We start from the raw sequence: 12,341 nt of genomic DNA, 5'->3' as shown, positions 1-12,341 counted from the left end.
GGTATACAAGCAGTTACATTATTAACTAGAATTGATGGAAGTAATTTTTCTGACGGTTTTTTTTTAAGGTCAGCAATAAACAGTTATAACTATTAAATTGTTTAGTAATTATGAAATATTTATATTAGGGAAGTGATAAACTATGGAAGGAGAAGTAACAATTAAAGACACAACTGCAGGAAGCCCAGCAGCAGTAGGTTTCTACGGTCTTGGGTTTGCAGCTACATTTGCAGGACTTTTAAACATGGGAATGATACCAGATGCACTTATGGTCATCGCAATGGCAATAACGCTTGGTGGCTTGGCAGAAGTATTAGCAGGTATACAGTTATTTAAGAAAGGTGACACGTTTGGTGCAACAGCATTCACAATATTTGGTTTCTGGTGGCTCGGTTTTGCATACATAAACCTTGCTCCAGCCGGACTCTTCAATGCACCAATGGCAGCAGCAAGTGCCACATCGATGGGATTCTTCACACTCGTATGGGGTATCATAGCAACTTTGCTGACAATTGCTACATTTAAGATTGGTGTAAAGATGATAACCGTGGTCTTCATAGTGCTGGACCTCACATTCTTCAGCCTTGCACTTGTGTTCTTCGGAATACTGCCTCTGGGAATCGCAGGATTAATAACCCTGATCACAGGTCTTGCATCACTTTACCTTGCAACTGCACTGGTCATGAACGCAGTTGGAATGAAAATGCCAATCTAAATTATTGGTAGTCTTAAGATAAAATGACCGGAATTCTTCCGGTCTGATTTTTTTGTTTTTAGTTTGTCTTTAAAGTTGAGGATATTCGATGTTTTTTTATTATCAGTTTAGACGAATAGCTCTTTGTGCAGATTCGATGTGCAGGAGTTCTTTTCCATCCATATAAATGTGGATAACTCCGCCTGACTCAGAGACTGTTATTGCGATCGATACTGTGTCTCTTGTGATTGCTGCGGCTGATACATGACGTCCTCCAAGTCCTTTGTCTACGGATATGTCCCTTGCGTCCACATCGAGGTATCTCCCTGCAGCTTCTATCATTCCTTCTTCCGATATCACGAAAACACCGTCAAGCTGGGCAAATTCCTTTACAGATTCCCAGTTTTTCCTGTCCAGTATATTTCGGTCTTCATCTTTCTGTCCTGTATATGGATTAAGGATCATCTGATGCGAACGTATCATTACTTCTTCAACATCGCCTACAATGAATGCAGTCCCGACCTGTTTGCCCTCTCTCCCGGTGTTGGATATGTCAAAAGCCACTTTCATTGCTGCACGTAGTATTTCTGGTGATATCCTTTCTTCGCATTCCTTCATTATCTGAACCATGTGATTGTCAGAAAGATTATGAATTACAATTGCATATGAGTCCTTGCTTTCAATTATGCCTACTATAGTTCCTTCTTCAACCTCTTCCATCATGAACTCAATAGCCGAAATGTTTTCGATATGATCGATTTTTCCGGCAGCTTGCTGGTTTATTTTGTCTAAAATTTCCTTTGACTTTTCTTCTTTGGTTTTGCTGCTTGCCACTAGATGGTCAATTATATTTTTTTGTTTACGGCTTGCAAAATAAACAGGTATAGACGTCTCTATCATATCTATATTGAAGTCTCCAGATACTATTATGGCTGTTGATTTCAGCCCTTCTGCAAGCCTGATAGCAGCGTTGACAACTACTTCTGTACTGTCCAAGTTATCCCCTCTGTTTTTATACCAACGATTACACTACTAAAACATAGTATATTATGTATTGCTCTTTTATAAATAAATTTGTTCAGCAGCGTTAGCAGCGTTATTATTATAAGTCACAAATTTAAATGGTAATTGGTGATAGGTTTGGTGAGAGCTTTCATTGCGGTTGATATCCCTGGGGAGTTACATGATAAAATTGTCGATGTCCAGTCAAAGTTCGATGATTTTAAGTTCAAATTCGTAGATTCTTGTATAGTGCATATTACTATGAAGTTTCTGGGTGAAATTCCCGATGTAATGATTTCAGATGTATCTAATGCACTTGATCTTGTAACGTGCGATTCATTTGAAGCCCACGTTAAAGGACTTGGTGTTTTTCCAAAACCAAAATTTGCCAAGGTAATATGGTTGGGTTGCGATGGTAATTTCGATAAACTGTATGAATCTGTAAATAATTCTCTTTCGGCCTTTGAATTTGAGCAGCTTCTTCATGGATTCAGTGCCCATGCGACCCTTGCAAGGATAAAATACCTTCCAAAAAAGAAAAAGGCCGAATTCCTTGAGTTGCTTGAGGAACTGAAAGATATTGACCTGGGAACTATGCAGGTTGATACTGTAAAGCTGAAAAAGAGCACACTTACTCCGCAAGGTCCCATTTATGAGACTCTCCACGAAGTAAGCCTTAAGTGAATTTTAAGTATTTAATCAGTCAAAGTCTCGTAACTGGAAAATCCGCTGGAGCGTATTATTCTCTTGTCCGTAGTAATGATAAGGCATTCTACGCCATCGAGTTTTTCGATCATTATCATTCCATCCTTTTCTCCCAGGACAAAAACCGCAGTTGCAAATGCATCAGCATCCATTGCATTGTCGGCTATAACAGTTGCGCTGATAAGGTTTTCTGATGAATAACCTGTTCGTGGATCTGCTATATGGGATACCTTTGCAGCGTCACTAAAATAACGCTCATAATTGCCGCTTGTAGTAACAGCCATATCCCTCACATCTACAATTGTCACTGCCTCTTCACTTTTGTCCGGGTTTTGGAGTCCAACTCTCCATCTGCTACCATCCGGTTTGTTGCCAATGAATTTTCCATCTCCACCTGCGTTCACAAAACCTGCAGTGATACCATCATTAATCATTGATTCGATGGCCATGTCAACGGCATATCCCTTTGCAACACCTCCAAGTGTAATCTTCATACCATCATCAAGGGTAATATTATTTTCTTCGATCCTTATGGCAGAATAATTTACAAGTTTTAGTGTTTCTTTAATTTCATCAGGTGTCGGGTCCTGATAAGTTCCCCCGGGGCTGTATTTGCTTGCCCACAGATCAAGAATAGGCTGTATGGATATGTCAAAAGCTCCTCCGCTTATATATGAGTAATATTTTGATCTGTTGATTACGTAGACAAGTTCCGGATCCGCATCATGTACCATCCCCTGATCATTAAGTGTACTGATCTCACTTTCATTGTCATAGTTGTTCATTAGCTCATCGACATAATACATGCTTTCAAAAGCACGGTTGATACTCTCTGAAGCATGTGTTTCATTTGAACTCACAACTGAGATGGTAACAGTTGTGTCCATTAGACTTCTGGTCTGTGAGGAGCTTATTATTTCAACTGTGTTATCAGAGTTTTGTTCCGGTACATAATTTATCACGAATAATACTGTAAAAATCGCTATCAGTCCAATGGCAACAGTTTTATACCTCATGCAGTATGAAAAGAGATAATTAATATTAAACTTATGTACCGCGGAGAAGAAGGAAATGATTTTCCTTCTGTATTAGTTATTATATTCATCTGAAGGAAGTAATAGAATGAGCAATCCCAGCACAGGTTCAGGTACTGGAACAAGTTCAAGCAAGGATAAGTATCTTGTAGTCGCTCTTCATCAGCTAATGGAAGAATACGGTTGGAGAGGTATAGAGAAACACTTTGGTTCTGTAAAACATCATATCATTTACGTGAAACCAGGGTCTTCTCTTGATAAAATTGAACTTAAAGCCAATGTACTTGGTAACCATATGGATGTGGACTTTTTAGGAATAACTCCTCAAAAAGGGCTTCTTGACAAAGTCTTCGATTTTAATGTACGTGTAGTGCGAAAGTCATTTGAGATTGGTAAATACGTTTCAAATGACATGAAAATAACAAATGGGCAAAGTTTGAGGAACGACATTATAGTTGTAATCAAACAGCTTGAAGAAGTTGCGGAGAAGTGAGCGCGAGGTAAACATGGCTAAAATGAATGCTATTCTTATTGGGATCCTCCTCATTATGTTCGCAACTGCCGGTGTGTATGCCTACATGGGCTACAGCGGCAATGAAGCCTTATCCACTCATTATATGACCGAACAGAAATGGTCTGACAGTTCATGTAGTGGTTGTCATGTTGGTGTCTACGAGGAAGTTTCCGAATCATATCATGTTGAGCAGGACTTGAAAGAGTGGTCCTCTATCATGGAATACGGTGTTGCCGTTGATAGTATCGATGAAGATACAATGGCTGTAACCTATGGACAGGTTCACCCAGGCGGTGGTTACATGGCAGACTATGGAGTCGATATAGACTGTATGATATGCCACGAGCAGGTTGGAGGATATGACTTTGAGGCACGTGCAGAAAGCATAGCATCAGGTGATTTCGCAAATGCGAACGAAGCTGCGATTGAAGAATCCAGAGCTGAGTTGCAGAAAGAACCACTTTATGTAGCAAGTTATGTTCTCGATGTTCTGGCACCTCTTCCTCTTGTAACTGAAGTGCATGATGAGGTCAACGGTGCTCCGAGCAAGGCACTATGTGGCAGTAACTGTCACACAGGTGACATCGCAACGACTGCAGTAGCCTGGACACTTGAGGATTCAGCTTCCTATGATGTACACGACGCAGTTGACTGTCAGGAATGCCATGAAACAGAAGAGCACAAGATAGGCGGCAGAGCATATATGTTTGACTCTGACTCTATCCATGAGGTACAAAGTGGTGTACTGGACTGTGATTCCTCAGGTTGCCATGAAGGCATATCACACGGTCCATTGGTTGATGGTCACCTTGAAACCGTAAGCTGTGAAACATGTCATATTCCTGCATTGCCAGGCAGTGATACTATCGAAACTCCGGTCATAAAGTCATTCAGTTGGGCAAATGGTGTTCGTGAGGATGAAACATATGATTCCGAATTCACTCCGACCATTTCCTGGTCAGCAGGTGTCTATCATGACATACTACCAACAGTTCAGGAACAGACCAACAGTTCACTGTTGAAGCCGTTCAATGTTATCACAGGTATCTGGTGGGACGAGGGAATCGATGTGGAAGTTCTTGTGGATCCGGATAACAGTTCATCCATCGGAAACCCAATTATTCCTTCTGAGGTGCTGAATGCAGATGCAGATGGCGATGGTATTGTGAGCGAGGAAGAGATACATTCATACGATGGTAACAGTGATGGCACTCCGGATTATCCAAGCGCAGTCCTCAGGCATGTTGAAATGTATTACCAGGTAAGCCACAATATTGTAAGTTCAAGTGTAGGTCTTGCTGACCCGCTTGTCTGTGGAGACTGCCATGGTACAACTTCAACAGCTATCAACTGGACTGAACTGGGATATGAAAAGGATCCCGCAGCAACGGATCCGGCAACTGATTTCTCCACAAAAACAATAGAGGTAACTATTCCCGGTGCAAAGCCTACTGAGCTAGAAAGGGAGCCTGCATTCTAAGGAGTTGATAATGTGGAAATCAAAAGATTGGATAAATTACCGGAAAAAATAATAATTCCACTCAGGCAGCACAGGGGTGCTGTCTGCGAACCCCTTGTGAAGAAAGGCGACAGGGTTCTTGTTGGACAGAAAATTGGCGATAGTGATGCATACTACTCATCTGCAGTTCACTCCAGTGTCTGTGGTGAGGTCATTGCTATTGAAGAATCAGCTCATCCAGATGGCAACAAGGCAATGAGTATTATCATCCAGCCTGAAGATAGTAATGAGGCAGTTGAATTCTCTCCTGGCAAGGATCTTTCATCTGAGGAGCTTGCAGAGCTCATAAAGGAATCAGGTATCGTAGAGCATTATGGAATGCCTACTCATACTGTCCTGAAACCAAAGGGCAAAAATATCGACACAGTGCTTATCAATGCTACATCCTCTGAATGGATTGGCGGCACATTCAAGACTCCCAAGGAATATGCATCCCATGGGATCAATGCTCTCAAACTGCTCATGAAAACGGCAGGTGCTAAAAAGGGAGCAATTGTATTGAGAACCGACGATGAGGAATCAATTAATGCTTTTGAAAGCATTGAAGTTGATAATAAAAAGATTAAAGTGGCTCCTTTGTTAGGTGGCCGCAGAATAGGCTACTATTTCAAGGAACAGGATTCAGGCATAATTGTTGTTTCCCAAAAACACATTTATGGAAAAAAGATCCTTAATTTCTTTACTTATAATGTAACAGGACGAAAAGTGAAAGTTGGCTGCGACCCTACGGATGTGGGAGTTGCTGTTTGTGGTGTCAAATCTGCTAAAGCCTTTTACAATGCTTTTAATACAGGAAAGCCTTTTTATGAAACTGTTATTTCCATTGAAGGTGTCTCTGCTGACCTTGAATATATGCAGGTGAAAATAGGTACTCCTTTTAAGGATGTTATTGAAGCATGTGGTTTTACCGGTGATATTGGCAAGCTAATTGCCAATGGTGTAAGGACAGGTGTTGCCCAGTACACTGACCAGGTACCTGTGACAAAAGGGGTCACAAGGATTTCCATACAGAAGCCAGAAGAGGTCATAAGGGATGAGTCCATTGAGTGCATCCATTGTGCACGTTGTGTGGATGTCTGTCCTGTAGAACTTATACCAAGCCGCCTTGCGGTTATGGCAGACCAGGGTCGCTTTGACGAATGCAGGCAAATATATATTGAAAATTGTATCGAATGCGGTGACTGTGCAGCAGTCTGTCCGTCCAAGATACACATTCTACAGCTTATCAGGTATGCAAAGGATGCCATTGAGATGGCCTATGAGGATCTGCCTGCAAAGGAGTCCTCCAATTTGAAACTTGGCTGTGGCTGTGGAGGTGAGTAAAAATGACATATACTATTTCAGCTCCCCCTCATAAGAAAACAAGACTTGATTTCAAGACATTGAATATAAGCAAAATAATTGCTCTGCTTCCGTTATGTCTTGCAGCGATATACTTCTTTGGTATTCCGGCACTTGGAATACTCATTGCATCTGTAGCAGCTGCTGTAACAACAGAATTTGGGATTCAGACAATATTCAAGCAAAAAGTAACGATTGCAGACGGTCATGCAGCCCTGACAGGACTTGTGCTTGCGCTCCTAATCCCTGCATCTGCTCCTTTATGGATACCTGTTTTTGCTGGTTTCTTTGCGATTGCCATTGGAAAACATGTTTTTGGTGGCATTGGTTCTTATATGTTCAACCCTGCTCTGGTAGCATGGGTCTTTACCAGAAGTGCCTGGGTTTCATACATGACTCCTTTGTCTATTCCTCATGTAGGTCAGTTCTCTGATCTCATACTTGAGAGTGGTGCAGGTCTTATGGTGGGTGTTTCTCCTATATTACTTGTAGGCGGAATATATCTCATATACAAGAGGTATATTGACTGGAGAATCCCTCTTGCATTCTTTGCGACAATGATTGTGGTGCCACAGACACTTTTATTCATTTCTGGTGTGACTGCTCTTGTTCATGAAGGTGTGATGAATCCGTTAATGTACATGTCACAGCTTTTTACCTTCCTGGATATGAGTCCAGAATTGCCATATGAAATGATAGGAATCGTTTTCTTTGGAATCCTTTTCATTGCTACTGACACATCAACATCTCCAGTTACAAAGAATGGACGTATTATATATGGTATCACATGCGGTGTACTTGTTTTTATCTATGGTCACTTTGGGAACTTCGTTGATGGAACATTATACGGTATCTTTCTTGCAAACTGTGTTGCCTCATTCATTGAAATTAACACAATGCCTGCATCATTCGGAACGAAATCCTTCCCTCAGAAGCTGTACAGGAATGTAATGGACAAGATTCCTGCCTCACTTAAATTTGAGGTGATGAACAATGAGTGAATCCAATAAAGATACTTTCATGGTTGTAGGGAAAATCGTACTGATCTCAGTCGTAGCGGCTCTATTGCTGGGTATTACTTATGTTCCTACGAGTGCACAGCTTAAAATTAATGAGGCAAATTCTAAAACTTCTATTCTGGGTGAACTCATTCCGGAAGCAAATAATAATTTTGAAGCAGTTTATGGAGACACTGTTAACGAGGATGGTGAGTCGAATGTACTTTATTATCGTGCCTTGGATTCCTCAGGTAACATCATAGGTTATGCGTTCTTCAGGGAGCAAGCAGGTGCCCAGGGAGCAATTGTCGTTGCCGGAGGCATAGATTCCACATTTAGTACATTCCGTGGAATGGATGTCCTGAGTCATGAAGAAACACCAGGTCTGGGTGCAAAAATAGTCGAAGATAGCTTCCAGAATCAATTTGTAAATATTCCATTAGCCTCACTGGCTCTTTCCAGTTCCGGAGGTTCAATAGATGCTATTACAGGCGCAACGATATCTTCTCAGGCTGTTGTAGATGCCCTGAATTCAAAAATAGGTGAAATTGAAGAGGCAGAGGAGTGATATTATGGACCCTTTAAGTGAATATATTCGTGGTATTACGAGAGACAACCCCATTTTCGGACTTGTGCTGGGCCTCTGTCCTACGCTGGCAGTGACCACATCAGTCGAAAATGCTATAGGTATGTCTGCAGGCACTGCATTTGTGCTAATTTGTTCAAACATTTTTGTTTCAGCTTTGAGGAAACAGATTCCTTCGGCTGTGAGACTTCCAATATTCATTATCATCATAGCGACTTTTGTGTCTATTGTAAAGATGATAATGCAGGCGTATTTCCCGCCCATGTATGCGGCGTTAGGAGTGTTCATACCTCTTATCGTGGTAAACTGCATCATCATCGGCCGTGCCGAGGCGTATGCTAACAAGAACAATGTTTTTTATTCTTTCATAGATGGTCTTGGCATCTCCACAGGTTTCCTGCTTGTATTGATGCTTATTGGCGGTATAAGGGAACTTCTTGGAACGGGACAGATAGTAACATTCGATTACACTCTGATAACCTTGCCAATCAATCCATCAGTAACTACAATGATATTGCCTCCGGGGGCTTTCCTTACAATAGGATCTCTTATGGCAATTGTGAATTATCAGAAAGAAAAGAAGAGAGCAAAAGGTGGTTAAAATGGTGGAAAAAGAATTATTTGCCATCTTTATGGATGGTATTTTCATTAAGAATTTCCTGCTTATCCAATTCCTTGGGCTCTGCTCTTTTGTGGGTGTAACCAAGGATGTCAAAAGTGCTGCAGGAATGTCAGGGGCTGTTGTCTTCGTTATGGCAATGGCATCCACAGCATCGTATCTGATCTATACTTACGTTCTGGTGCCTGCAGATATGCAGTTCCTTGATCTTATCAGTTTCATTGTTGTGATAGCAGCACTTGTGCAGTTGGTAGAATTTGTTGTAAGGAAAAATATACCCTCCCTTTACAGATCACTTGGTATCTACCTGCCACTTATCACTACAAACTGTGCGGTGCTGGGTGCTGTATTACTTAATGAGAATGCAGGTTATAATTTCATACAGAGTGTTGTTTTCGGTGTTTCAGCAGGTCTTGGATATACCGTTGTCATGTTGATGATGGCTGGAATCAGGGAGCGTTCAACATTTGTTAATGTACCCTCAGCAATTAGGGGACTTCCGCAGGCATTTTTTATTGCACTGATGCTTTCTATGGCTTTTGTTAATTATTTCTGGGTGATTCCAATATGAGTGCATCATTTAGTATTTTACTTATAGAGGCAGTGGCAATTCTCGGAGGTCTTGGACTGGCTGTTGGTGTCATGCTTGTGGTGGCGGCAAAGAAGTTCAAGGTAGAGACCAACCCACTTGTTGATGAAATATTGCAAGTTCTCCCTGGCGCGAACTGTGGTGCCTGTGGCTATGCGGGTTGTGCTGACTTTGCAGAACGTGTGGTGAATGAAGGTGCACCTCTCAATGGTTGTCCGGTTGGTGGCTTTGATGTTGCCAAAGAAATAGGTGGCATACTCGGTCAGGAAGTATCAGAAGGCGAAGAACAATATCCTTTTGTCAAGTGCAACGGCGGCCTTAATTGTGTTGACCGTTTCGAGTACGTGGGGTTTGAGGACTGTAAAGCTGTTATGTTGCTCTCAGATGGGGAAAAGGGCTGTAATTATGGATGTATGGGCAGGGGGACCTGTGTACGTGCATGCCCGTTTGATGCTCTTTCTATTGGAGCGGACCGTCTGCCTCATGTGAACAAGAATCTTTGTACCAGTTGTGGTCTTTGTATTGCTTCATGTCCGAATGACATCCTGGTTTTTGCAAAAGAGTCTGAAAAGGTACATGTGCTTTGTATGTCACATGATAAAGGTAAGGCTGTCAAAGAATCATGTACTGTTGGTTGTATTGGTTGTAAGATATGTGAGAAGAACTGTCCTGAAGAGGCGATTACTGTGACTAATTTCCTTGCAGAGATAGACCAGGAAAAATGTACAGCATGTGGAATATGTGTAGAAAAGTGTCCACAGAATACAATTTCTATCAGGTGATTATATGACATATAAAACAAAGATAGGCCTAAACGAGAACATCGTAGCTGCACTTAGCTATGTCGGTTTCTGGATTACAGGGATAATTTTCCTGCTTATAGAACCGGACAACAAGTTTGTTAGGTTCCATGCGATGCAGTCGCTTCTGATATTCCTCCCTCTTTCATTGTTGATCTTTGTAGTGGGATGGGTGCCATATGTTGGCTGGATAATAGCAGATTTCCTTGGATTCGGTGCACTCTTCTTCATACTGGTGCTTGTCATAATAGCATACAGAGGTGCTCTGCTTAAGATTCCTGTTGTAGGTACTTACGCATACAAACTGATTAATCAGTAAATTGGACAGGATATACCATTTAGGTATCAATCCTGTTTTTCTTTTTTATTTACGAAAGCTTAAAAAACTACATCTTCCTATTATTGCAGGTATGCATACTTTTATGCGGAGGGTTTGAAATTAAAGAAGAGATATGGATTGAAAAGTATAGGCCCTTTAAGCTCGATGACGTGGTTGGTCAGAAAGAAGCTGTAGAAAGGCTGAAGTCGTACATAAAAACAAAAAACCTCCCACATCTTTTATTCTCAGGTCCTCCTGGTGTTGGAAAAACAGCAACATCCGTGTCCATCGCACGTGAACTTTTTGGAGATTCATGGCGTGAGAACTTCACAGAGCTTAATGCTTCTGATGAGAGGGGAATTGATGTTGTAAGGACAAAGATCAAGAATTTTGCAAAAACAACACCAATAGGGGGGGCAGATTTTAAGATTATTTTCCTTGATGAGGCAGATGCCCTTACATCAGATGCCCAGTCAGCTCTGCGGCGTACCATGGAGCGTTATACCAACAACTGTCGTTTCATTCTATCATGTAATTATTCGTCCAAGATAATCGAGCCTATCCAGTCCAGGTGTGCTGTTTACAGATTCCGTCCTCTCTCTGACGAATCAGTGGCTGCACGTGTGCGTTTTGTGGCAGAGAATGAAGGTCTGGATATTGCGGAAGATGGTGTGAATGCTATCACATATGTTGCGCAGGGCGACATGAGAAAGGCAATAAATGCCCTTCAGGCTGCAGCTCTGATTGAAGATACCATCCACAAGGATGCGATCTACAAGATTACTGCAACAGCCCGCCCTGAGCAGGTCAGGGAACTAATTGAAACAGCACTGGCAGGTAATTTTAGCGCATCCAGGAAACATCTTGATAGTCTTCTGCTTGAGCAAGGTCTTTCGGGTGAGGATGTGGTTGGGCAGATATACAGGGCAATGTTTGGCCTTGAGATTCCTGAAAGGCGAATGGTTGAACTGATAGATGTAATAGGTGAAATTGATTTCAGGCTGACAGAAGGTGCTAACGAAAGAATACAGCTTGAATGTCTGCTGGCACACTTTGTATTATCAGGAAAGGAATATTAGTGAGCCTTGAAGCGTTTGTACTTGAATTGCTTTCCTCATTCCCTCACTGGCTTGCAACGATGATAATCGGTGCAGTGCCTATATTTGAGTTAAGAGGGGCTATTCCTATTGCTTTGTGGACCTACCAGATGGATCCTATATCTGCATACGTGTTTGCTGTACTGGGCAACATGATCCCTGTGGTTCCTTTGCTTTTGTATCTGGATCCGGTTTCAAAGTATCTTCGCCGGTACACAATATTTGATAAATTCTTCTCATGGCTTTTTGAGAGAACTCATCGTAACCATTCGGAAAGATTTGAAAAATACGGAACTCTCGCGCTGACACTATTTGTCGCAGTCCCACTGCCTGTTACAGGTGCGTGGACTGGATGTGCAGCAGCTTTTGTTTTTGGTATTAACTTCAGACATGCTATGCCCGCTATACTTGCAGGTGTGCTTATAGCAGGATTAATAGTAAGTGCTGTCACATTGACAGGAATAAGTCTCCTTGGTCTCGTCTGATGAAGCCAGAGTTGTTATAAAAAAGGAAAAATGAAATAT

At 41.7% G+C, this 12,341-nt stretch carries 15 protein-coding genes; 13 read left to right on the top strand and 2 right to left on the bottom strand.

Going from position 1 to position 12,341, the window contains the following annotated elements; all coding sequences use genetic code 11:
- Positions 1-142 precede the first annotated feature (142 nt).
- Positions 143-715 (top strand): acetate uptake transporter, encoded by a 573-nt coding sequence (locus QZZ23_RS00890; RefSeq protein ID WP_292466308.1) that lies wholly within the window; start codon positions 143-145, stop codon positions 713-715.
- Positions 716-817: 102 nt separating this feature from the next.
- Here the strand turns inward: QZZ23_RS00890 and QZZ23_RS00885 are convergent, their stop codons facing one another.
- On the bottom strand, positions 818-1,690 hold the full coding sequence (locus tag QZZ23_RS00885; protein WP_292466307.1) for a diadenylate cyclase: 873 nt from the start codon (positions 1,688-1,690) through the stop codon (positions 818-820).
- 147 nt (positions 1,691-1,837) lie between these two features.
- On the opposite strand from QZZ23_RS00885, the gene thpR reads away from it, so the two are divergent.
- On the top strand, positions 1,838-2,380 hold the full coding sequence (gene thpR / locus QZZ23_RS00880; RefSeq protein ID WP_366931286.1) for an RNA 2',3'-cyclic phosphodiesterase: 543 nt from the start codon (positions 1,838-1,840) through the stop codon (positions 2,378-2,380).
- A gap of 11 nt (positions 2,381-2,391) precedes the next feature.
- Here the strand turns inward: thpR and QZZ23_RS00875 are convergent, their stop codons facing one another.
- Positions 2,392-3,417, bottom strand: coding sequence for an FAD:protein FMN transferase (locus tag QZZ23_RS00875; RefSeq protein ID WP_292466306.1), 1,026 nt, complete (start codon positions 3,415-3,417; stop codon positions 2,392-2,394).
- Between the two features lie 106 nt (positions 3,418-3,523).
- On the opposite strand from QZZ23_RS00875, the gene QZZ23_RS00870 reads away from it, so the two are divergent.
- From QZZ23_RS00870 to QZZ23_RS00820, 11 genes are all read left to right on the top strand, one after another.
- Positions 3,524-3,928 carry a hypothetical protein gene (locus QZZ23_RS00870; protein ID WP_292466305.1) on the top strand — a complete coding sequence of 135 codons (405 nt, stop codon included), beginning with the start codon at positions 3,524-3,526 and terminating at the stop codon, positions 3,926-3,928.
- A 13-nt stretch (positions 3,929-3,941) separates the two neighbouring features.
- Positions 3,942-5,429: a methanogenesis multiheme c-type cytochrome gene (mmcA, locus tag QZZ23_RS00865; RefSeq protein WP_292466304.1), complete on the top strand. Its 1,488-nt coding sequence runs from the start codon at positions 3,942-3,944 to the stop codon at positions 5,427-5,429.
- 12 nt (positions 5,430-5,441) lie between these two features.
- Positions 5,442-6,791, top strand: coding sequence for an Rnf electron transport complex subunit RnfC (gene rnfC / locus QZZ23_RS00860; protein WP_292466303.1), 1,350 nt, complete (start codon positions 5,442-5,444; stop codon positions 6,789-6,791).
- A 2-nt stretch (positions 6,792-6,793) separates the two neighbouring features.
- Complete coding sequence (gene rnfD, locus QZZ23_RS00855) at positions 6,794-7,810, top strand: Rnf electron transport complex subunit RnfD (RefSeq protein WP_292466302.1); 1,017 nt, start codon at positions 6,794-6,796, stop codon at positions 7,808-7,810.
- The gene (gene rnfG, locus QZZ23_RS00850; protein ID WP_292466301.1) at positions 7,803-8,375 is read left to right on the top strand and encodes an Rnf electron transport complex subunit RnfG; all 573 of its coding nucleotides are present in this window, start codon (positions 7,803-7,805) and stop codon (positions 8,373-8,375) included. The genes rnfD and rnfG overlap by 8 nt, the downstream gene beginning before the upstream one ends.
- A 4-nt stretch (positions 8,376-8,379) precedes the next feature.
- The gene (gene rnfE, locus QZZ23_RS00845; RefSeq protein WP_292466300.1) at positions 8,380-8,994 is read left to right on the top strand and encodes an Rnf electron transport complex subunit RnfE; all 615 of its coding nucleotides are present in this window, start codon (positions 8,380-8,382) and stop codon (positions 8,992-8,994) included.
- Position 8,995: 1 nt separating this feature from the next.
- The gene (gene rnfA, locus QZZ23_RS00840) at positions 8,996-9,583 is read left to right on the top strand and encodes an Rnf electron transport complex subunit RnfA (RefSeq protein WP_292466299.1); all 588 of its coding nucleotides are present in this window, start codon (positions 8,996-8,998) and stop codon (positions 9,581-9,583) included.
- Positions 9,580-10,383 (top strand): Rnf electron transport complex subunit RnfB, encoded by an 804-nt coding sequence (rnfB, locus tag QZZ23_RS00835; protein ID WP_292466298.1) that lies wholly within the window; start codon positions 9,580-9,582, stop codon positions 10,381-10,383. Before rnfA ends, rnfB begins: the two co-directional genes overlap by 4 nt.
- 4 nt (positions 10,384-10,387) lie before the next feature.
- On the top strand, positions 10,388-10,720 hold the full coding sequence (locus tag QZZ23_RS00830; protein WP_292466297.1) for a hypothetical protein: 333 nt from the start codon (positions 10,388-10,390) through the stop codon (positions 10,718-10,720).
- A gap of 119 nt (positions 10,721-10,839) precedes the next feature.
- Entirely contained in the window at positions 10,840-11,799 is a 960-nt protein-coding gene (locus tag QZZ23_RS00825) for a replication factor C small subunit (protein ID WP_292466427.1), read from the top strand.
- Positions 11,799-12,302, top strand: a complete 504-nt coding sequence (locus tag QZZ23_RS00820) for a small multi-drug export protein (RefSeq protein WP_292466296.1) — start codon at positions 11,799-11,801, stop codon at positions 12,300-12,302. Before QZZ23_RS00825 ends, QZZ23_RS00820 begins: the two co-directional genes overlap by 1 nt.
- Positions 12,303-12,341: the final 39 nt, after the last annotated feature.

The organism is Methanolobus sp., from assembly GCF_016278385.1.
Lineage (GTDB): Archaea > Halobacteriota > Methanosarcinia > Methanosarcinales > Methanosarcinaceae > Methanolobus.
The sequence above is the reverse complement of the archived record's forward strand: the minus strand, read 5'-3'. Positions and strand labels throughout refer to the sequence as shown.